We start from the raw sequence: 20,798 nt of genomic DNA, 5'->3' as shown, positions 1-20,798 counted from the left end.
GGGGGGTGGTGCGGCGGGGCGCCTTCTTTTCCCCTTGAGCCGGGGGCGCCCGGGGCCGGGGCGGGGGCCACCCCGTGGTGACTCTTCGGAATGCGCGGCAGATGACCTTCTCCGCGCCGGGAACGCCGACACGCGTATCCCCGCGCGGGCCGGCACCGGCGAGCTCACGCGCGGTCCGGGCGGCGGACCGGGATTTCGGCGTTTCGGCGTCGATCGTCTTTTCCTTGATCATCCTTTCCTTGTTCCATGGGGCCGGAAAGTCACGAGGAACCGCTACCGGGGCCGGAGCGCGGGCCGGGCGGCGGGCACGAGCGCTTCCGGGAAACCGCCGGCGGGAACCTGCCGCCGGGGGCGTCACGACCGGGACCCGTGGCCGCCGATCCCGCTGCGCCCGGGTGGCGTGGCCTGTTGCGAAGGTCACGCGACACGGCACCGGCGTGCCTGTGTACTCCTCCTCGTCCGGGCCGAGTTGTACGGATACTGAACGAATGAACGAACCGAAAGCGCCGGAACCTCCCCGACTCGAGGAGGACGACATCCTCGTGTACGGATGGATCGTCGACGGAGGGGACTCCCGCGCCGACGAGGTGGCCTGCGGGCTCGGTCTTCCTCCCGAGCGCGCCGCCGCGGCACTGGCGCGGTTGAGCAGCGCAGGCCTGATCAGAACCGTGAGGTCGGGCCCCGCCGAGGTCGTCGCGGTGGACCCCGACGCCGTGGCCGACACGCTGACAGAGCCCCTGAACGACTCGATCCGCCGCCAGACGGCCGAACTCAGCCGAATTCAGGGAAAAATCGACCGACTGCGTAATCGTTTCCTTAGTCAGCGGCCCGGTAGCCGGGACTCCACTGTGGAGCTGATCCCGACGCTGGAGGAGGTACGGGCCGCCCTGAACCGGGCTTCGGCGGAATGCAGGGAGGAAGTGGTCAGCAGCCAGCCCGGCGGCAACGGCCGGATCCCCGAGGCGATGGAGGAGGCACTGGGCCGCGATCACGCGCTCCTCTCCCGGGGGGTGCGGATGCGCACGCTCTACCACCACACGGCGCGCTTCAACGGTCCGAGTCAGGCCTATGTCGCCGCGGCGACCGTTCTGGGCGCCGAATACCGAACGTCGTACGAACTGTTCGGCCGGTTGATCATCTTCGACCGCAGCCTCGCGTTTTTACCGGACGACAGAGGGGAGTGGGGGGCGGTCGCGGTCAGAGAACCCGCTGTCGTCTGCTACCTCTACGACATATTCGAGCAGTTCTGGGTTCGGGCCACCCCGTTTTCGGACGCGGCCCAGGACGGTCTGGAACGCGTGGCGAAGGAGATCCACCAGACCATCGTGGACCTGCTGGCCGCGGGCCTGAAGGACGAGTCGATCGCCCGCCGGCTGGGTATGTCCCTGCGTACGGCCCGTCGGCATATCGCGGACATCATGGACAGTCTGGGGGCTGACAGCCGCTTCCAGGCGGGAGTGCTCGCGGCGAAAGCCCAACTCGCGCACCGGCCTCCGGAGCAGGGTCCCGAAGACGCGTGACTTTCGGATACCACGACGATGCGGCATAGTCGCCGCTGTGGCGGGCACGGGCGTCCGCTGCGGCGGCGTCCGGTGATTCTGCCGAAACGCCTTCTGAATTACGGGGCATCGATTCTCCGCGTACTTCGATGCCCGGCGTCAAGAGAGCTGTCCATCCGTCCGCACGGCCAGAGCGTGCTGTCGGAGTTTCCCTCGGGAAAATGCGAGCCACAGCAACGGATTGACAGTGAAACCAGCTCCCTGTGAAGCACTGCCAGATAATGTCTGAGGGCGGTCCGGCGACCGGATAGACTCCCACCTCCCTTCGACGGAATATTGCTCTGGAGAGAGGCGTATGGACAACCTGGCACCAAATTTTCATTCGGACCTGGAGAACTTCCTCCAAGACATCTTGGCGTCTTTCCGTACCCATGGCGGTCGCAGTGCCGCGGTGGTGTGGCCCCGGGGTGACGCGTCGGTCGTGCAGGCCCTTGTGGCGGCCCACGACAAGACCGAATCGTCCGTCGAGGAGACCGCCCGTGCCATGGGTCTGCTGTTCGGTGAGGTGTTGAAGCGGCGGGTCGGTGTCACGTACCGCGTTGTTCCTGCGGGGAAAAGCGACGAGGAAAGGGAGATCACGGCTGACACCTTCGCCGTGATGCTGCAAGGCGCCCTGGAGATCCAGCTCTCGCCACTGGGTGATGGCTGGCCGGCCGAAGTGGGCAGTTTTCGGCACCGATTACTGGCGGGTGAGGTGCTGTACATTCCGATCGGCTTCGGCTGCACCATGGTCGGTCAACGCAGCCTCGCGCTTCTGATGGAGCTGACGCTCCACGACTGACGGCTCCTCGGCGGGCGCAAACCCCGCGTGCCCGACCCGTGACGTACGCGGGTCGGGCAGGCGGATGACGTGCCGGTGGACGCCGTGCGCGCGGACGAGCGCCCGCGGCGGGGCGGCAACAGGCAACTGTGCGCGGGTGTTTCGGCATTCGCCAGAGCGACGCTCACGGGCACGGGGGAAGTGCCTGGAAGGGGGGGCGGCGACTTCGAGAGCTGGCGATCCGTCGCAGGGGGATGGTGACGGTGAAGGACACGCATCGGCGGGTGGGGCACGCCTGATGCGCCGGCACGGCCGGCCTCGTCACTCCTGCGGTGTCATCCCCGTGGGGTGACAGGGAACATGCGGTTCAGGGTCCTGCGGGCCGGGCTGACGCGGATCAGCCGCCCCAGGAGGTGTCGTCGCAGTGAAGCGCCGGAGGGCAGTCCGCATCGGCTTTGACCTGGGAGGCCTGCTCCGATGCGGAGGCGGGGAGGACATGAGCCGTCAGTCCTACACAGAACAACGCGGCGACCGCGGTGCAGAGCCGGATGCACTTCAGGAAAAACGTGCGCTTCATGACTTCTTCTCCTGTCTCTTGCGCGTGTCGAGACGCGGCAGCGGCAACATCGGGACGAGGTACAGCCTGGTCCGGGCAGGGGTCCGGCCGCGACAGTCGAAGGCTTCATCAAGATGCCTGGCAGTAAAACGACAAGCGAAAAAGTATCAGTAAGCACTATAAAAATGGACATTCTTCAAGTAAATCCGCTGTATCGGATGGGTGCTATGGACTCCTGGGGTTAGACATCCGGCCACGGCCTGGTGCCCGCGGCAGGTCCGCGTGACGTGGCCGCGCGCATACGACGCCGACGCCCGGCCGGCGCCGACAGCGGATCGGCGTGTTGTCCGCGAGGGTCCGCGACGGCGCCTTCCGTGAACCCGGAGCCCTCTGCCCCGCTCGACGGAAAACACAGAGGCACCCCCCTCGGAGGGTGCCTCTGTGAGCGGAGGTCCGCGCCGCGGAGGTCCGCTGCTGAGCGACGGCTGCCTGCTCTTACGTGTGGCGGGAACCGGCGGGTGATGTGCGGCCGTTGGAGCCGGGCGTCACCCGCCGGGAACGGCTCAGTGGTGGTCGACCGCCGAGGCCCAGTCGAAGTCCACGCCCATCTGGGCGTACATGGTCGAGTACCCGGGATAGCAGTTGAACTTCTCGACCTTGCCGTCGTGCAGGTACCAGAAGTCGGCGGTCGGCACGTCGACCTTCGCGCCGGTCGGCTTGACGGTCCCCGCCGGCGACTCCAGCGGCCCCTCGAAGGTGCCCTGGATCGACAGCTCGATGCTGATCACGTCGCCGTGCACGGTGATGCGCTTGAGGTCACGGTGAACATCGGGGAAGAGGTTCGCCATGTACGGCAGCACGTCGCCGAGTGTGCTGCCCCGGTACGCCTTGCCGGCGACCATGTCGTTGAAGACACCGTCCTCGGCGAAGCTGCCGACGAACGTGTCGACGTCGAGGCTCTTTCCCTCCGCCGCGTGGTACGCGCGCAGGACCACCGCGAGATTGGCCTTCTCGTGCGCGGTCAGGTGGCGGTCCGTGAGCGGCAGCCGCGCCAGGTCGCGAGCGGTCAGGCCCCCGTCGGCCGCGGCACCGGCGTGGACCGTCGCACCGCTGTGGACGGGGCCTGCGGCCTGTGTCGGCGCCGCGGCGATGGAAAGACCGCCCAGGACGGCCACCGCCGTCGCGGCAGTGATCGACTTCCGGCTTGTCAGCTTCATGTCGTGCTCCTCCAGTAATAAATCAAATGCTTGCTTGACTTTATGGTCGCCGGTGCATGCTGTCAAGCAACTGTTTGAATTGTGTGGTGGTGTGGCCGCGGCGCCGTACCTGGCCGCGTCATGGCTGGTCAGGGCGGCGCTGTGGCGGTGATCCGGAGTGGCGGCCCGGGCGTCCGGTCCTCGTGGGATCCCGTGTGCTCGGGCCGGGGCGCCCTTCGCGAGGCGTCTGTTGACGATGTACTCAAGCATCTGCTTGGGTACATGGCGTGAAACGGGCGGAAAGGACGGACCTGCGCCGGGAGGCCGGTCAGCGCACGCGGGACGGCCTACAGGCGGCCGCCCTGGAGCTGCTCGCGCAACGCGGCCAGGAGGGCGTGACGCTCCGCGAGATCACGGACCGCGCCGGAGTCAACGTCGCCGCCGTGAGTTACCACTTCGGGTCGCTGAAGGCGCTGTGTGACGCGGCGATAGAGCACGCGTTGGAACAGTATCTGGACGCACAGCTTCTGGCGCTCGGTCCGCTCGGCTCCACGTCGACGCTCCAGGACGTGGCGGCGGCGTTCGCCCGGCCGATGATGCGCGCGCTGGCGGCCGGCGGGCATGACCTGGCCGTGATGCGGACCGTGGCGCGCGTCGGGATCGATCCGCCCCAGGGGTGGGAGAGGCTGACCGGCAAGTTCGACCTGAGCCGCCGGGAGGCCCTCCGGGTGCTGACGGCGAACCTTCCCGGAGTCCCCGAGCCGGAACTCGTCTTCCGTACGCGATGCGCGGCCGGCCTGCTGAACTGGCTCGCGCTGGCACCCATCGGCACCGAGCTCGCCGCGATGTCCGCGGAGCAGATCGAGCGGCAGCTGGTCCCGGTGGTGGCCGGGGCGTTCCGGGGAGACGCGTCCGTCGGCTGCTGACCGGGTCGGAGGCGACCGGAAGCGGGCCTCGGCTCCGCCTGGCAGGCGGCAGTGGACGGCGCGGTCGGCCGAGGCGGAGTCAGACCGATCCGAGCAGGCCGTCGAGGATGCCCTTCTCGGCAAGGTAGAAGACGAGACCTCCCACGGGGGCGAGCACGGGGCACAGCCAGTAGCGGTGCGCCCCGGCGCGGGCCAGGTAGACGGTCAGGAGAGCGGTGAGCAGCGCGCCGGCGGCCAGGAAGACGGCCGCGTCCGTCCAGTAGCGGAGGCCCAGCCCCAGCCAGAGCCCCTCGCCCAGCACCACCATCGTGATGACCGCCCCGGCCACCGGCCGCAGGTCCCCCTGTCCTCGCCGCACTGTCCACCCGGCCCATCCCAGCAGGGGCCCGCCGGCCAGCCCCGCCAGCGACCACACGGCGGCGGTTCCGAGCCCTCCGCTGCCGAAGGTGCCGCCGAGCGTGGACGCCGTGTAGTAGCCGCCACAGGTGGCGAGCATCATCAATGCTCCGGCCCAGACGGCGAGTCGCCGGCCCCGGACCAGCGCGCCGGCCGCGGCGGTCCAGATGATCCAGGTGGACGTCGAGTTGGTCGCCCGGTCCAGCAGGGGCGCTGTCCCGTGCAGGGTGTACGTCGCCCAGCCGAGCAGCAGTCCGAAGGCGGTGGTCGCGGCGAGAACGGCAAGGGGGGCGTCGCGCCGGAAGGCGGTTACGGAAGACATGCCGCCGTACTATACATGCGAGGTATACATGCAGTGTGTAGTTGCTGAGGAGGGCTGGCTTGTTCTCCCATTGAGCCTCTGACCTGCGGAGTTCCCGCAGAGGTGGGCACCCGTTGTGCACGGGGGACGGCGGCGACGGTGGGCCCGCCCGGACAAGGACACCGGTGACCCGCGCCGAGGTGCTTCCGCCACGGGACCGAACGGTCCGCCGATCCATGCCGATCGGCCTCGTGAAGAGTGCCGATCAGCCCTGGAGGGCCCCCTTTTCACAGGGTTGACTCGAAGGACCGCAGGAGGCTGCCATGAACAGCGAAGCCCTCAGTATCCGCGCCCGCCGACACCACCGCACCATGCTCACCGCGGCGTTGGCGCTTCCCCTTCTCGCGGTCACCGCGTGCGGCACGGGCACCCACTCGGCCGCGCCGGGCGGCAGCAGCGGGCCCTCGGGGGCCTCGGCCGGCGCCACGTCGGGCGGTACCTCCGCAACGCCCGCGCCGTCCGCGTCGGCCACGGCCACCACGCCGGGAACGGCGGTCCCCACGCCCTCGGCGAGCGGCGGCACCGGCGGTGCGGCCCAGCAGATCCGCACGGCGGTGTACTTCCTGCACGGCGAGCAGGTCTCGCCCGCCCCGCGCACCGTGACCGCTCCGGCCACCGCCACCGCGGCCGTCCGTGCCCTGCTGAACGGCCCGAGCCGCTCCGAACGGAACCACAGCCGCACCACGGCCATCCCGTCCGGCACAAAGCTGCGCTCCCTCACCGTCCGGAACCATGTGGCGACCGTTGACCTCTCCGGCCGGTACGACGACGGCGGCGGCAGCCTGTCGATGCGGGCCCGGCTCGCCCAGGTCGTGTTCACCACGACCCGCTTCGCCACCATCCACTCGGTCCGCTTCGAGCTCGACGGCAAGCCGGTGAAGCACTTCGGCGGCGAGGGCATCGTCCTGAGCGGACCGGTGGGACGGGCCGACTTCGAGGATCTCGCGCCTGCCGTCCTGGTGGAGTCCCCGCTGATCGGCGACACCGTGCGCACTCCCGTCCGGGTATGGGGCAGTGCCAACACGTTCGAGGCCGTGTTCCGGCTGAAGGTCACCGACACCACCGGCCGCACCGCGGCAGACGTCCGGGTGACGGCCACATCCGGCACCGGGACCCGGGGCACTTTCGACGTGACCTTCCCCTACAAGCCCGTCCGCACCGGTCCGGGCCTGCTGACCGCGTACTACCTCTCTCCCCGGGACGGCAGGGCCGTGACCGTGGACACCGTTCCGCTGTACCTGAACCGGTGACGACGGTGACGGTCCGCCGCCGCGAGGCGGTGCCCCGGACACCCGGCAGCCGAAGGCGCCCGGGCCGACCGGCGCGGTCCCGGGGGAGGAGCCCGCGCTCCAGTGGTGGGCGCTGATCCGGACGCCGGTCAGGCAGTGGACCCACCCCCCTGAGAGGTGCTGATCAGCCTCCCGCCGCCGGGGCACGGCGGAAGGCCGGGGCCGGACACGACGGCCGCCCGGTCGGCGGAGGCGGTTCGGCCCAGGTCCTCACCTCACCCCGCCGCCGGACTCGGCGACACCGTGCTGTTCGCCGGCGGAGTGAGGACGACCTGCGGCTGGCCCGCGACCGCGGGCGGCGGGGTCAGGTTCTGGGCCGGCACGTTGGGAGAGGTGGTCTCCTGGACGAGGACCTGGCCGAAGTCGACCAGGCCGGTCTTCTCCACGACCGAGATGTGGTCCAGGACGGTGTTGTTGACCTGGTCGGCCAGAGCGCGGACCAGTGAGTTCCTCGTGGTGGTGCGGACGCTGGCGATCGTGGTGAGGAACTGGCCGTTCGTCGTGCGCACGGTGGTGGCCAGGTCGGTGTCGAACTGCTTGCCGCTTTCCGCGTTCAGCCGGGACTCGAGGCTCTGCTGCTGCGGCGACGGCTGGTTGGGCAGCGCGATCCCCAACTGGTTGGCGACATTGCGGCAGGCGGCGTCCAACGCGGCGTCCCCGTCGACCAGATGCTCCCCGGCGCTTCTGACCGCCTTCGTGGTCCCCTTCTTCAACGCCGTCTGACCGACGGGGTACTCCCACAGTCCGGCCGCGCGCACCTGGACGACGAAATCCCGGTCGGCTTCCGTCAGTGTCCCGGTCGCCGGGGCGGCGATGACCCGCGAGGGCGCGCTGCTGACCTTCTGAACTCCGAGCATGGAGGGGTAGAGGAGGGAACTGAGGGTGAAGCTGAGCGCGCCACCCACCACGAGAGTTCCCGCCGCCTTCTGTGAAACGAGCACCATGACTCCTGATCCGGTCCTTCGGATCCCGCACGCACAGACATACGGATGCGAGGGTTCCATGGAACCTTTTGGAATGGTCATGGATGGGTAAAGCGATGGGTGGTCGGCGAGCTTCTGAGGAGCCGTCAGTTCTGTGAGCGGCTGTTCCCCGGCCGGCCGCCGCCTTCCGCTCGACGGCGCGAAAAAGGGCCGTTCGACCCTACCGGTGGCCGGAGAAGGGACTGTTAGGCCCTATCGGGGCCGGGCGCCTCACGGCCGACCATGGAGCGGCGACCGGGAAGGGCCAGGTCCATTCCCGCACTTCTGGTCCTTTCCGGCTCGTCCACGACCCCTGGCGGGGAGGTTGCCGTTCGGTTGACGGGGGCCGGCGGACACCGGTTGTCGCCGCCCGTCACCGCCGCGACCCGTCCTGCCGGCCCGCGGCCGGCGTGGACCGCAAAAGCGCAGGCCGATTGAGTGCCTCGGGCATGCCCGGCGTACGGTCGGACTCGGCCGCCGCCCCCGCGACCGCCATCACGCAACCTTCACGATCACCGGTATTCCTGCACCTCGGCGCCCCGGTCGTCGACGCGGTCGCGGTGCCAACGGGGTTTCTCACGAGCGTGATTGGCCGATAACCGATCGCTAGTGAGGCTGATCGGATCAGTGTATGGTCACCTCTGAGCATGATGTGACGTCACATCAGGGGGATCTTCCTGTTTTCCCGCCTTTTGGTTGTGTCCCATCGGAGTCTCACCCCATACCACAACGGGACATGCAGGCGATGGTTTCACGACGAAAATCGGGTTGCCGACGGGCTGGGCCGTCGTCGGCGGCTTCCCGCACAGCGGCGTGACTAGCATGAGCCGTACGTGGTCGGAAGATCGCCTTCCCACCGGCTGACCTCCCTTCCGGCCCGCGGCGCTCCGTGCCGCCGTCCTGATTCCCCTGTTCGCACAGACCGAGGGACCGCTCCATGCCAGTGTCTGCTTCACCCCGCCAGCGCCAACCGGTGGGGGTGCCGCGCACCTCGTTCGCAGTACCGTCGGTAGTGCTGGTGGCGAGCGCCGCTGCCGGCGGCGTTGCGATCGCCTTGGCGCCGTCCGGCGCCTTCGCATGGGCCCTGGCTGTGGTGGTGACCGCCTGGGTGTGCGTGGCCGTCGCCGTCCTCGTCGGTCACCGGCTCGTCCACCGGGCCCGGAGAACGGCCGCCGAGCAGGAGGCGGAGAAGGGCCGTCTCGGGGCGGAGGCCAACCGGCGTGCGGCCGAGATATCCCACCTGGCCGGTGTGACGCTGCCCGCCGTGGCCGCACGGCTGCGGGAGGGCGCGAGCGCGGCCGACGTGCTGGGCAGCGTGCCGCCGACGTCCGACCCTCAACTTCAGCGGCTCGTGCACACCTTCGCCGCCGTCGTCGAGGAGGACGTGCACAGGACGGCCGCCGTGGACGGCGAGTACCGCAAGGCCCGGCACGAACTCGACCAGGCGGTGAACGAGTTGGAGCGGCTGGTGCGGGAGACGCTGCCCGTCTCGGTCGCCCGGCTGCGTGACGGCCGGTCCGCCGGTACCGTGCTCGCCGAGGTCGAGCTGCCCCGGCTGCCCGCGCTGCGTGCCCCGGCGGAATCGTTCATCCGCGAACTCGCCCTCAGCGAGCGGCGCGCCGCCGCGGCACAGGCCGCCTCCGCCAAGGCGCTCAGCCGCGTCCAGGCCAAGGCCGTGAGCATGCTCGCCGACCTGCGGGACATGCAGGAGCGGCACGGCGCGGAGGTCTTCGGGGACCTGCTGAAGCTGGATCACAGTACCTCCCAGCTGGGCCTGATGGCCGACCGGCTGGCGCTGCTCATGGGCGGCAGGTCCAGCCGCGCCTGGAACAAGCCGATCGTGATGGAGAGCATCCTGCGCGGTGCCGTCGGCCGCATCGCCGCCTACCAGCGGGTGCGCCTGCACTGCTCCACCCGCGCCGCGGTCTCCGGCTTCGCCGCCGAGGGTGTGATGCACCTGCTCGCCGAGCTGATGGACAACGCCGCGAACTTCTCCCCGCCGATCGACGAGGTGCACGTCTACGTCGAGGACCGCAGCGCCGGCATCGTCGTCACCATCGAGGACAGCGGCCTGAAGATGGCCGACGCGGCGATGCGGCGCGCCGAGGAGGCCGTGGCCGGCCGCGTCACCGACCTCGCCTCGCTACAGGGCACCAGGCTCGGACTGGCCGTGGTGGGGCGGCTCGCCGTGAAGTACGGCATCAGCGTCAACTACCGTCCCTCCTCCCGCGGCGGCACCGGCGTCGTCGTCCTGCTGCCCCTGGACCTGCTCGCCCAGCAGCGCGACCTGGCCACGCACGAGACGGCCGCCCCCCGGCTCGCGGCAGCGCCCGCCCCCGCGGCACCGGCGCCCGCCCCCGCGGCGCCCGCACCCGCGCCGCGCCCGCTGCCCGACGCCCCCGTCCGCCCCGCCGTCGCGGGGGCGGCGGTGGGATCGGAACCGCCCGCGGTCACCGAGCGCCCCGTCGCACGGCCCGGGCTTCCCGACCACGCGCGGCTCCGGCAGCCCGACGGCACCACGCCGAACGGTCTGCCGGTCCGTGCCCCCGGCCGCACCATGGCCGAGGCGGAGCGCGAACGCGAGCAGCGGCAGCGGGCGTCCGGGCAGGCCGATGACGCAGCGACGGCACCGGCGGCACCGAACCCCGCACGCGACGCGGGCTCGCGGTTCGGCGCCTTCCACCGCGCACGGCAGCCCGGAAACGCCACCGGAGACGGCACCGGAACGGGTACCGCCGGACCGGGTGCGCGTTTCGAGGCCGAGCCGCCGACGGCTTTGTAGTCCCAGCCCTTCCCGTACGGCGTCCGGGGCGACGGCGCCCCGTTCCGCTTGAGTTCGTGAGATAGGAGAAACGGGCCGGTGACCGGTCAGCCGGACACCACCGTCCCATCACCCATCATGCAGACCACCGACAACAGCCTCAGCTGGCTCCTGCACAGTCTCCTGGCGCAGACCCCCGGCGCGCGGCACGCCCTCGTCCTGTCCCGTGACGGCCTGAAGCTCTGCTGGAGCGAGCACCTGACGCTCGACCGGGCCGACCAACTGTCCGCGATCTGCTCCGGTATCCAGGCCCTCGCCCAAGGGGCCTCCATGGAGTTCGGCGACGGCACCGGCGGCGTCCGGCAGTCGATGACCGAGTTCCACGGCGGCCTGCTGTTCATCGTGGAGGCCGGCCAGGGGGCGCACCTCGCCGTCGTGGCCGGGGAGGAGGCCGATCCCGGGGTCGTCGGCCACCAGATGACGGAACTGGTCGAGCAGATCGGCGAGCATCTGCGGGCCGAGCCGCGGGCCCAGGCCGCGGGGAGCGGCACCTCGTGACGCGCAAACCCGTCGACACGGGTGATCCCGACCGGCTCTACACCATCACCGGCGGACGCAGCCGCGCCGACGACTCCTTCGACCTGGTCACCCTCATCGTCAGCGAGAGCGGGCCGGTGCCGGGCATGCAGTCGGAGCACGCCAGGATCCTGGAGATGTGCCGGCACCCCGCCGCCGTCGTCGAGATCGCCGCGGAACTCGGGCTGCCGGTCACGGTGGTACGGATCCTGCTCGGCGATCTGCTGGACATGGGCCGCATCACCGCCCGCCATCCGCGCGCGGCCCCGTCCGTCGCCGCCATGCCCGATTCCGCTCTACTCCAAGAGGTGCTCCATGGGCTCCGCAACCTCTGAGCTGCCCTCCCACCGCACGCCGCTGAACGACACCGCGGAGACCGGCCTGAAGATCGTCGTCGTCGGGGGGTTCGGCGTCGGCAAGACGACCCTGGTCCGCTCCGTCAGCGAGATCCGGCCGCTCAACACCGAGGAGGTGATGACCCAGGCGGGCGTGGGCGTCGACGAGAACGGCGCGGTGGCGACGAAGACCACCACGACGGTCGCGTTCGACTTCGGGCGGATCAGCCTCAACGACAGCATGGTGCTGTACCTGTTCGGAGCACCCGGACAGGAGCGCTTCTGGTTCCTGTGGGACAGGCTGTTCTCCGGCACCCTGGGCGCCGTCGTCCTCGTGGACACGCGCCGGATGGACGACTCCTGGTACGCGATAGACAGGCTGGAGCACCACCGCACCCCCTTCGTGGTGGCCGTCAACCGGTTCGACGACGGTGTCCGGTACTCCCTGGACGAGATCCGCCAGGCGCTCGCCCTGCCCGCCCACGTGCCGATGATCGACTGCGACGCACGGTCCCGGCAGTCCGGCAAGGACGTGCTGATCACCCTCGTCAATCACCTCCACGACATGGCCATCGCCCAGGAGGCGACACTGTGACCGACTCCGGCTATCCCTCCGCGCACCCGGCGCCCCCGGGCTGCCCCGCCCACGCCGACGCGGTACGCCTGGGCGGGCTCGAGTACCAGCAGGCGCCGTCACAGCTCTACCGGACGCTGCGCCGGGACTACGGCCCGGTCGCACCGGTCCTGCTCGACGGCGACATCCCCGCCTGGCTGGTCCTCGGCTACTCCGAGGTCACCTATGTGACCAGCCACGACGACCTGTTCGCCCGCGACTCACGGCGCTGGAACCAGTGGGAGAACATCCCGCAGGACTGGCCGCTGCTGCCGTTCGTCGGGTACCAGCCGTCGGTGCTGTTCACCGAGGGCGAGGAGCACCGGCGGCGGGCCGGAGTGATCACCCAGGCGCTGGAGGGCGTCGACCAGTTCGAGCTGTCCTACGACTGCCGCGAGATCGCCGACGACCTCATCGCGCGGTTCTCCGGCAGCGGCCAGGCGGAGCTGATGGCGGACTTCGCGCACGCCCTGCCCATGCGGGCCGCCGTGCAGATGTGCGGGATGCCGACCTCGGGCGACGACACCCGCCAACTCGTCGACGACCTGCGCGCCTCCCTGGACGCGGGGGAGGACGACGATCCCGTGGCGGCGTACGGGCGCGTGGGCGAGCGGCTGCGGCAGCTGGTGAAGGACAAGCGGGCCGCCCCCGGCCCGGACGTCACCTCGCGCATGCTGACCGACCAGGCCGGTCTCACGGACGAGGAGATCGTCCAGGACCTGATCTCCGTGATCGCGGCGGCGCAGCAGCCGACGGCGAACTGGATCGGCAACACGCTGCGTCTGCTGCTCACGGACGAGCGGTTCGCCGTGAACGTGTCGGGTGGCCGGCTCAGCGTCGGCGAGGCGCTCAACGAGGTGCTGTGGCTGGACACACCGACGCAGAACTTCATCGGGCGGTGGGCCACGCGGGACGTCCAGCTGGGCGGCCGGCAGATCAGGGCCGGCGACTGCCTGGTGCTGGGGCTGGCCGCGGCCAACACCGACCCGCAGATCTGGCCCGAGGGGCACGTGGGCGCGGAGAACGCCGCGCACCTGTCGTTCAGCAACGGCGAGCACCGCTGCCCCTATCCGGCTCCCCTGCTGGCGGACGTCATGGCGCGGACGGCGGTCGAGACGCTGCTGGAGCGGCTGCCCGACCTGGTGCTGACGTCGGAGCCGGAGGACCTGAGTTGGCGTCCGTCGATCTGGATGCGGGGCCTTACGGCGCTTCCGGTGCGGTTCACGCCGGTGATGCAGTAGCCCGGGTCCCCGGGCCCCGGCGAGGGGCCCGGACCCCGGCGCGCGCCGGCGAGCGGTGGATCGGTGTGCGGCGGACGGCGGATCGGCAGGCAGTGGACCGGCGGACGGTGACCGATCGGTACGGTCAACCCCGCACGGGGGTGAACCGCACCGGCAGGCTCTGCGGGCCGCGGGTGAAAACGCCCTGCTCGGCCGGTTCGAAGCCGTCGGCGAGACGTACGTCGGGCATGGCGTCGAGGAGCTGTCCGACGCCGATCTCCACCTCCGCCTTGGCCAGCAGCGCGCCGACGCAGAAGTGCCGGCCGAGCGCGAAGGCGAGATGGTCGGCGGCGGCGGAGAAGGCGGTCGTGGTGGTGAGGTCGTCGCGGAAGATGTCGAAGCGGTCGGGATCGCGGTAGCGGCTCTCGTCGCGGTTGGCGGCGCCTATCAGACAGGTGACGGTGGCCCCCGCGGGTACGGTGCCGCCGCTGAGCTTCACCTCCGTCGCCGACTGCCGCATGATCATGTGGACGGGCGGGGTGAACCGCAGGGTCTCGGCGAAGGCACGCGGGATCAGCGAGCGGTCCGCGCGGACGGCGGCGAGCTGGTCGGGGTGGAGCAGCAGGTTCGCGAAGATGCCGGCGATGGCCTTGTCGGTGGTCTCCCCGCCGGCGGCGAGCAGCAGGCTGCAGAACGCCTTGACGTCCTCGTCGCTCATCCGCACCCCGTCGACCTCGGCGGCGCACAGCGTGGACAGCAGGTCGTCCCCGAGGTTCTCGCGGCGGTCCCGGATGATCGGCAGCATGTACTCGGCGAACTCCACCCGGGTCCGCTCACCGGCCGCCGTCACCTCGGGGTCGCCCGAGAGGTTCCCGAGGAAGGCGATGACGGTCGTGTACCAGCGGTGGAAGCGGGCGTGGTCGGCCTTGTCCAGGCCCAGCATGTCCGCGATGACGTTGACGGGGAAGCGGGTGGCGTAGTCGGCGACCAGGTCGACGGATCCGGTGTGCCGGAAGGCGTCGATCAGTTCGCGGGAGTTGCGCTCGATGACGGGCAGGAACTTCTGCTCCAGGTCGCTGCCGCGGAAGGCGGGGGCGACCAGGGCCCGGCGTACGGCGTGCTCCCGCCCACTGAGCTGGAGGATCGTCTTGCCGTGCACGGGCTCGATCTGCCAGGCGTAGTTGTCGGTCGTGAACTCGCCGGCCTTGTCCTTGAAGACGCGCTCGACGTCCTCGTAGCGGGAGACGATGTAGCTCTGGGTGGCCTCGTGCCAGATGAGGGGCGCGGTCTCCCGCATGACCTTGTAGGCGGGATAGGGGGCCGCGGCGAACTCGGCCGAGAGGATGTCGGGCACCTGCTGTGCGGTGGACATGTGGCTCCCTGGTCTCATGGTGTCGCGTACCGGACAAGGTTAATGATCAACCTTCAGGTGCGACAGAGGGAGCGGGATCCGGCCGTCCACGGGGTGGGCATCGGCCGGAAATCGCCCCTGGGTGCTTGCCGCGTACGGTACGCGCAGTTCGGCCCAGACGGTCTTGCCGGGGGGGCGGTCGGGCGAGGGGTGACGCCCCAGTCGTCCGCGAGGGCGGCGACGAGGTGGAGGCCGCGGCCGGACTCGGACAGGGAGTCGGGGGCCGGGGGAGCGGGCGAGGGTTGCTTCTCGGCGCGGGTGTCGGTCACCTCGATGCGGAAGGTGCCCTTGGCCAGGGTGAGTCGGAGGTGGAAGTCCCGGCCGGGGACGTGGCCGTGGCGTACGGCGTTGGCGGTCAGTTCGGCTGTGATGAGGGTGAGTGTCTCGTTCACCGGGGCCGTGTAGGGGTGGCCCCAGTCGTTCAGACGGTGCGAGACCAGTCGGCGTGCGAGTCGGGCCCCGCGCGGGGTCGAGGTGAAGCGCATGGTGAATTCGCTGTCGGGTGCGGGGTGCTGTGGCAGGTGCCCGTTCGGGGGAGCCGCTGACTTCATGGGGTCAACGGTCGCGGCCCCTGCGTAGCGTTGACCAGGAGCGACGTGCTGACGGGTGCCTGCTGTACACGTGGGCGGTGCGCTTGTATGCGGCGCGGGGCGTGACGGTTTCCTGGCGCCGCGCGTTGGGCGAAGTCCGGTGACTGTGACGGTCGTACGGGAGGAGCTGCGGCGTGGAGGACGAGGTTCAGCAGCCGGGGTACGAGTCCGGGGCGGGCGGGTTGTGCGTGTTCGGGCGGCAGTTGAAGCTGTTCCGGGAGCGGGCGGGGATGGATCGCGCGAGGTTCGGGTCGCTGACCGGGTACTCGGCCTCGACGATCGCGGCGTTCGAGCAGGGCAGGCGTATCCCGCCGCCGAGGTTCATCGAGCAGGCGGATGAAGTGCTGGGGGCGGGCGGGGTGTTGTGCGCGAGCAAGGAGGAGGTGGCTCGGGCTCAGTATCCGTCGTTCTTTCGGGATGCGGCGCGGTTGGAGGCGGAGGCCGTTGAGCTGCATCTGTATGCGAACCAGGCAGTGCCTGGGCTCTTGCAGACGGAGGAGTATGCGCGCGCCGTCTTCATGATGATGCGGCCGCCCATGGATGACGAGCTGATCGAGCAGCGAGTGTCCGCGCGTCTGGCTCGGCAGGAGATCTTGTCTGGCCGTGATGCACCGCTCGCCAGCTTTGTCATCGATGAGGCGGTCCTGAAGCGTCCTATCGGAGGGCGGGAAGTCCTGCGTGGCCAGCTAGAGCACATCCTTCTGACGGGGGAGCGGCGGAACATCGAGATCTTGGAGGCCAAGTACGGGATCCTCCGGGCAAACAGGCCCTGACTCCTCGTGAATCATTGGCGTACGTAGAGAAGTTGCTGGGAGAGCCATGAACGAGCACGTACATCAGCCCCCCATAGGCCAGTTGACATGGCGCAGAAGCAGCTACAGCAGCGAGGAAGGCGGCGAATGCGTCGAGCTCGCCGCCTCCCCCGGCACGGTCCACGTCCGCGACTCGAAGGACACAACCCGCGCCCCCCTGGCCATCGAACCCACGGCCTGGACCGCGTTCGTCGAGTTCGCGGCACTCTGACAGGGGCAGGGCCCTGCGTACGCCCCGGCGGGCGCTTTGGGAGCGCCTGCTCACCCGCGCCGGGTCCGCGCGGTGGCTCCGTGACGGTCTCCGCACCAGGCGGCGCCCGGAAGGCTGCGGCCTTCCGAGGCGCGTGGTGCGGAAGGGCCCCCTGCGCCGCAATGGACTGCTCCACCACGCACAACCTTCCGGAAGGCCGCCGGTCTGAACAGGCACACACCTACGCGGAACTACTGGGGGTAGTCATGCGACGGATAGGTACTGCACTGGCCGCCATGGTGCTGGCGGGCGGCGGCCTGCTGGCCGGCACGGTTCCGGCGGTGGCCGCGCCGACGGCCGTGGACTGTGCCGTGACATGGGGGAGCCTGGACAAGTCCGGTGACGCGGTTGCCTCCAGGCGACTGGCCGGCGTGCGGGCCGGGCAGCACGAGTGCTTCGACCGGCTGGTCTTCGACGCCGCGGGCACGGCGGCCGACCCGATCGGCTACTACGTTCGCTACGTCGACGTGCTGCACCAGGACCCGTCCGACGCCGTGGTCCCGATCAAGGGCGGAGCCGTTCTGGAGATCTCGCTGTTCTCCCCGCGCTACGACCCCGAGACCGGCGAGCCCTACCCGCCGCTTCCGGCCGTCGACGTCGCCGGGTACCGGACCTTCCGGGAGTTCAAGTTCACCGGTGGCTCCGAGGGCCACACCCAGGCCGGGCTGGGCGTCCGCGCCCGGCTGCCGTTCCGGGTCTTCCAGACGGCCAACCATCTCGTGGTGGACGTGGCCCACACCTGGTGACCGTGTACAGCCGGGGGCGTGTCTCTTCCGGCACGCCCCCGGCGGCCACGGCCAAGCCAGGCAGGAAGGCATGAACGGGCAGGCGGGGAACCGGAGTTCGATCGTAGGATGGGCCGCGAGCGATCCCCGCCCCGCCGAAGGAGGTACCCGGCCCATGGCCGACCCCGTGACCGCGCCCGAGCCGGCCGAGCGGCAGGAGATCGACACGTCGGTGCCGCATTCCGCCCGCATCTGGAACTACTGGCTCGGCGGCAAGGACAACTATCCCGTCGACGAGGCGGCCGGCGACGCGTACACCGATGTCTTTCCCGGGATCGTCACCATCGCCCGCTCCAGCCGGGCCTTCCTGCGGCGCACCATCACGTGTCTCGTCTCCGAGGCGGGGATCCGGCAGTTCCTGGACGTCGGTACCGGGCTGCCGACCGCGCAGAACACCCACGAGGTCGCCCAGAGGCTCGCTCCCGAGGCGCGGATCGTCTATGTGGACAACGATCCGATGGTGCTCGCGCATGCCCGGGCGCTGCTCACCTCCACGGAGGAGGGTGCGACCGCCTACATCGACGCCGATGTGACGGACCCGGACCGGATTCTCGAAGCCGCCGCCAGGACGCTGGACCTCGGTCGTCCCACCGCGCTCATCCTCAGCAACATCCTCGGCCATGTCGCCGACCACGACCAGGCCCGTTCCATTGTCACCCGGCTGATGGACGCCCTGCCCTCGGGCAGTTACCTCTCGATCAACGACGGGTCGCGCGGCATCGACCCCGTCTTCGAACAGGCCCAGGACGCCTACAACAACAGCGGCGCCGTGCCCTACAACCTGCGCGGCATCGATGAGATCACCGCGTTCTTCGACGGTCTGGAGCTCGTCGAACCCGGTGTCGTGTCGGTGACGGAGTGGCGGCCGGAGCCCGGTTCGGGTGCTCCGCAGGTCGTCGCCGAGCACGGTGGACTCGCGCGGAAGCCCTGACGGCACGAGGGGGGCGGGACCTGGGCGGACCGCTTCGGACCCGGGCGGTCCGGGTCCGGGACCGCCGCCCGCCCCCGCTCGCGGCGCGGGTCAGGAGACGGAGGCCGTGTCCGGTGCCGTGTCCCGCGCCGTGTCCCGTGCCCCGGCCCGGCCGGAGACACGCTGGCGGACCACGGCGAAGACGACGACGGCCAGGGCCACCAGGGTGGACAGGACCACCTGGTCGCGGCCGCCGCCGTTGCTCGTGTCGGTGAGCATGTAGCCGAGCACGAAGGTGATCAGGGCGATGGTGGCCCAGGTCAGGTAGGGGTAGAGCCACATCCTGACGATCAGTTTCTCCGGTGCCTCGCGCTCGATGACGCGGCGCATCCGCAGCTGGGAGAAGCAGATGACCAGCCACACGAACAGGGCGATCGCGCCGGAGGAGTTCAGGAGGAACTGGAAGACCGTGTCCGGCCACAGGTAGTTGAAGGCGACGGCGACGAAGCCGAAGACGACCGAGGCGAGGATGGCCGCCCGCGGCACCCCGCGGCCGGTCGTCCGCGCGAACGCGGCCGGGGCGTCGTTGCGGCCGCCCAGGGAGAACGCCATGCGGGAGGCCGTGTACAGGCCGGAGTTGAGGCAGGAGAGCACGGACGTCAGCACGATGGCGTTCATGATCTGGGCCGCGTGCGGGATGCCGATGGAGCTGAGCGCGGCGACGTAGGAGCCGTCCTTGAGGATCGCCGGGTCGTCCCAGCGCAGCAGGGAGACGACGATCAGGATGGAGCCCAGGTAGAACACGGCGATGCGCCAGATGACGCTGTTGGTCGCCTTGGTGACCGCGGCCCTCGGGTCGGCGGTCTCGCCCGCCGCCAGCGTGACGATCTCGCTGCCCATGAAGGAGAAGACCACCATCAGGACACCGGTGAGGATGGCGCCGGGGCCGTGGGGGAGGAAGCCGCCGTGCGCGGTGAGGTTGGTGAAGCCGGACGCCGGGTGGTCGGAGCCGGGCAGCAGGCCGAAGAGGGCGAGGCCGCCGATCACGATGAACGCGGCGATGGCGACCACCTTGATGCCGGCGAACCAGAACTCGAACTCGCCGTAGGAGCTGACCGAGGCGAGGTTGGTGGCGGTCAGGACGAGCATGACGATCAGTGCCCAGCCCCACTGCGGGACCGCCGGGATCCAGCCGGCCAGGATCTTCGCCCCGGCGGTCGCCTCGACGGCGAGCACCACGACCCAGAAGAACCAGTACAGCCAGCCGATGGTGAAGCCGGCCCAGCGGCCCAGGGCGCGGTCGGCGTAGGCGGAGAACGAGCCGGAGCTGGGGTTGGCCGCGGCCATCTCGCCGAGCATGCGCATCACCAGGACGACGAGGATGCCGACCAGCGCGTACGACACCAGGATGCCGGGGCCGGCGGCGGCGATGCCGGAGCCGGAGCCGACGAACAGGCCGGCGCCGATGACGCCGCCGATGGCGATCATCGACAGGTGGCGGCTCTTGAGTCCGGCCTTCAGACCGGGCTCGGTGGGTGGGCTTGCGGGCAGGGTTGTGGTCATCTCGCCATCCATGGAGGGGGTGCGGACCAGGGCGTCACGGAAATTAGTTCAGTAGGATCTAAAAAAACAGTCTTGTTTAAATGTTCACCTTGCTCTATTTTCCGTTCAGCGTGGAGCCACGCCCTCCGGGCGCGGCCGTCGCCCCGTCCCCCCGTGTTCCGGCCCTGAGGGGAACTCATGCACGTAGCAGCACCGTGGTCGCCGTTAGGGTGGCGTCGTGGTGAACACAGCGGGCAAGTTCGGCCCCTACAGCCAGCCGGGTCCCGGGCGGCCCGCGCCGGGTGCCGGGGCCCTGGCCGCCCGTGTCCTGCCCGGCCGGGGCCTGACGGGAGCGGAACTCGTCCGCTCGCGGATCGCCCTGCGGGTGCGGCTGCGGTCCGCGGCGCCCGGAGACCGGCTGCCGGACGCCGGGGTGCTCTCCGAGGAACTGGGGATCAGTGAGATCACCGTGCGCCGCGCGCTGGAGGGCATGTGCCAGGACGGTTTGCTCGACCGCCGCCGGGGCCGGTCCGGCGGCACGTTCGTGGCCGGGGAGTGGGACACGGTCGTCGCCGTGCTGCACGATCCCGCCGAGGCGGCCGCGCTGGACGCGGTCCACGTGCTCCTGGAGTGCGGCCTGGTCTCCCACGCGGTGGGCGAGCTCCCGGACGGCGGGCTGGACGGGCTGCGGGCGCTGGTCGAGGAGATGGACCGGTCCGAAGCGCCGGCCCGGCTGCTCGAACTGGAGACCCGCTTCCACCTCGACCTCGCCCAGGCGCTCGGCGGCCCCGGTATCCGCGAGTTCGCCGCCGACCTGCTCGGCCGCCAGTGCCTGCTGGTGCCGGCCCCGGCGCCCGAAGCCGTCCGGGCGCGCAACCACCACCACGCCGACCTGCTCGACGAACTGGCCCGCGGAGCCATGGCCGAGGCGGTGGCCGCGGTGAAGGCCCACCGGGACACCGAACCGGCCTGACGCCGGCCCCCGCAG

The 20,798-nt window shown here is 70.4% G+C and carries 18 protein-coding genes and 2 pseudogenes; 14 read left to right on the top strand and 6 right to left on the bottom strand.

Annotated features, from left to right (window positions below):
• The first annotated feature begins 437 nt into the window (after positions 1-437).
• Positions 438-1,520, top strand: coding sequence for a helix-turn-helix transcriptional regulator (locus AB0P24_RS26655; protein ID WP_365798154.1), 1,083 nt, complete (start codon positions 438-440; stop codon positions 1,518-1,520).
• Between the two features lie 334 nt (positions 1,521-1,854).
• Positions 1,855-2,340 carry a hypothetical protein gene (locus AB0P24_RS26650; RefSeq protein WP_365798152.1) on the top strand — a complete coding sequence of 162 codons (486 nt, stop codon included), beginning with the start codon at positions 1,855-1,857 and terminating at the stop codon, positions 2,338-2,340.
• A gap of 1,098 nt (positions 2,341-3,438) precedes the next feature.
• On the opposite strand, the gene AB0P24_RS26645 is transcribed toward AB0P24_RS26650, so the two are convergent.
• Positions 3,439-4,092, bottom strand: coding sequence for a nuclear transport factor 2 family protein (locus AB0P24_RS26645; RefSeq protein WP_365798150.1), 654 nt, complete (start codon positions 4,090-4,092; stop codon positions 3,439-3,441).
• 266 nt (positions 4,093-4,358) lie between these two features.
• On the opposite strand from AB0P24_RS26645, the gene AB0P24_RS26640 reads away from it, so the two are divergent.
• Entirely contained in the window at positions 4,359-4,997 is a 639-nt protein-coding gene (locus AB0P24_RS26640; RefSeq protein ID WP_365798148.1) for a TetR family transcriptional regulator, read from the top strand.
• A 79-nt stretch (positions 4,998-5,076) separates the two neighbouring features.
• Here the strand turns inward: AB0P24_RS26640 and AB0P24_RS26635 are convergent, their stop codons facing one another.
• On the bottom strand, positions 5,077-5,715 hold the full coding sequence (locus AB0P24_RS26635; RefSeq protein ID WP_365798146.1) for a DUF6518 family protein: 639 nt from the start codon (positions 5,713-5,715) through the stop codon (positions 5,077-5,079).
• 302 nt (positions 5,716-6,017) lie between these two features.
• Between AB0P24_RS26635 and AB0P24_RS26630 the strand changes: the two genes are divergently transcribed.
• A complete protein-coding gene (locus AB0P24_RS26630; protein ID WP_365798144.1) occupies positions 6,018-7,004 on the top strand; it encodes a GerMN domain-containing protein in 987 nt (328 codons plus the stop codon).
• Between the two features lie 254 nt (positions 7,005-7,258).
• Here the strand turns inward: AB0P24_RS26630 and AB0P24_RS26625 are convergent, their stop codons facing one another.
• Positions 7,259-7,987, bottom strand: a complete 729-nt coding sequence (locus AB0P24_RS26625) for a DUF4142 domain-containing protein (RefSeq protein WP_365798142.1) — start codon at positions 7,985-7,987, stop codon at positions 7,259-7,261.
• A 955-nt stretch (positions 7,988-8,942) separates the two neighbouring features.
• Here AB0P24_RS26625 and AB0P24_RS26620 point away from each other — a divergent pair.
• From AB0P24_RS26620 to AB0P24_RS26600, 5 genes are all read left to right on the top strand, one after another.
• On the top strand, positions 8,943-10,787 hold the full coding sequence (locus AB0P24_RS26620; protein WP_365798140.1) for an ATP-binding protein: 1,845 nt from the start codon (positions 8,943-8,945) through the stop codon (positions 10,785-10,787).
• A gap of 78 nt (positions 10,788-10,865) precedes the next feature.
• Positions 10,866-11,324, top strand: coding sequence for a roadblock/LC7 domain-containing protein (locus AB0P24_RS26615; protein WP_365798138.1), 459 nt, complete (start codon positions 10,866-10,868; stop codon positions 11,322-11,324).
• Positions 11,321-11,677: a DUF742 domain-containing protein gene (locus AB0P24_RS26610; RefSeq protein ID WP_365798136.1), complete on the top strand. Its 357-nt coding sequence runs from the start codon at positions 11,321-11,323 to the stop codon at positions 11,675-11,677. Before AB0P24_RS26615 ends, AB0P24_RS26610 begins: the two co-directional genes overlap by 4 nt.
• Positions 11,658-12,272: an ATP/GTP-binding protein gene (locus AB0P24_RS26605; RefSeq protein WP_365798134.1), complete on the top strand. Its 615-nt coding sequence runs from the start codon at positions 11,658-11,660 to the stop codon at positions 12,270-12,272. Before AB0P24_RS26610 ends, AB0P24_RS26605 begins: the two co-directional genes overlap by 20 nt.
• Positions 12,269-13,531, top strand: a complete 1,263-nt coding sequence (locus tag AB0P24_RS26600) for a cytochrome P450 (protein WP_365798132.1) — start codon at positions 12,269-12,271, stop codon at positions 13,529-13,531. The genes AB0P24_RS26605 and AB0P24_RS26600 overlap by 4 nt, the downstream gene beginning before the upstream one ends.
• A gap of 124 nt (positions 13,532-13,655) precedes the next feature.
• On the opposite strand, the gene AB0P24_RS26595 is transcribed toward AB0P24_RS26600, so the two are convergent.
• A complete protein-coding gene (locus AB0P24_RS26595; protein WP_365798130.1) occupies positions 13,656-14,882 on the bottom strand; it encodes a cytochrome P450 in 1,227 nt (408 codons plus the stop codon).
• Between the two features lie 39 nt (positions 14,883-14,921).
• Positions 14,922-15,406 (bottom strand): annotated as a pseudogene (locus tag AB0P24_RS26590) (ATP-binding protein).
• Between the two features lie 239 nt (positions 15,407-15,645).
• Between AB0P24_RS26590 and AB0P24_RS26585 the strand changes: the two are divergent.
• The 4 genes and pseudogenes from AB0P24_RS26585 (at position 15,646) to AB0P24_RS26570 (ending at position 18,289) form a co-directional block, all read left to right on the top strand.
• A pseudogene (locus AB0P24_RS26585) lies at positions 15,646-16,334 on the top strand (helix-turn-helix transcriptional regulator).
• A complete protein-coding gene (locus tag AB0P24_RS26580) occupies positions 16,331-16,534 on the top strand; it encodes a DUF397 domain-containing protein (protein WP_365798127.1) in 204 nt (67 codons plus the stop codon). Before AB0P24_RS26585 ends, AB0P24_RS26580 begins: the two are co-directional and overlap by 4 nt.
• Positions 16,535-16,779: 245 nt before the next feature.
• Positions 16,780-17,319 carry a hypothetical protein gene (locus tag AB0P24_RS26575; RefSeq protein ID WP_365798125.1) on the top strand — a complete coding sequence of 180 codons (540 nt, stop codon included), beginning with the start codon at positions 16,780-16,782 and terminating at the stop codon, positions 17,317-17,319.
• A 154-nt stretch (positions 17,320-17,473) separates the two neighbouring features.
• Positions 17,474-18,289 (top strand): SAM-dependent methyltransferase, encoded by an 816-nt coding sequence (locus AB0P24_RS26570; protein WP_365798123.1) that lies wholly within the window; start codon positions 17,474-17,476, stop codon positions 18,287-18,289.
• A gap of 90 nt (positions 18,290-18,379) precedes the next feature.
• Here the strand turns inward: AB0P24_RS26570 and AB0P24_RS26565 are convergent, their stop codons facing one another.
• The gene (locus tag AB0P24_RS26565) at positions 18,380-19,831 is read right to left on the bottom strand and encodes an amino acid permease (protein WP_365798121.1); all 1,452 of its coding nucleotides are present in this window, start codon (positions 19,829-19,831) and stop codon (positions 18,380-18,382) included.
• 217 nt (positions 19,832-20,048) lie between these two features.
• On the opposite strand from AB0P24_RS26565, the gene AB0P24_RS26560 reads away from it, so the two are divergent.
• Positions 20,049-20,783, top strand: a complete 735-nt coding sequence (locus AB0P24_RS26560; RefSeq protein WP_365798119.1) for a GntR family transcriptional regulator — start codon at positions 20,049-20,051, stop codon at positions 20,781-20,783.
• The last annotated feature ends 15 nt before the right edge of the window (positions 20,784-20,798 follow it).

This window comes from Streptomyces sp. NPDC086519, from assembly GCF_040686075.1.
Lineage (GTDB): Bacteria > Actinomycetota > Actinomycetes > Streptomycetales > Streptomycetaceae > Streptomyces > Streptomyces shenzhenensis.
The sequence above is the reverse complement of the archived record's forward strand: the minus strand, read 5'-3'. Positions and strand labels throughout refer to the sequence as shown.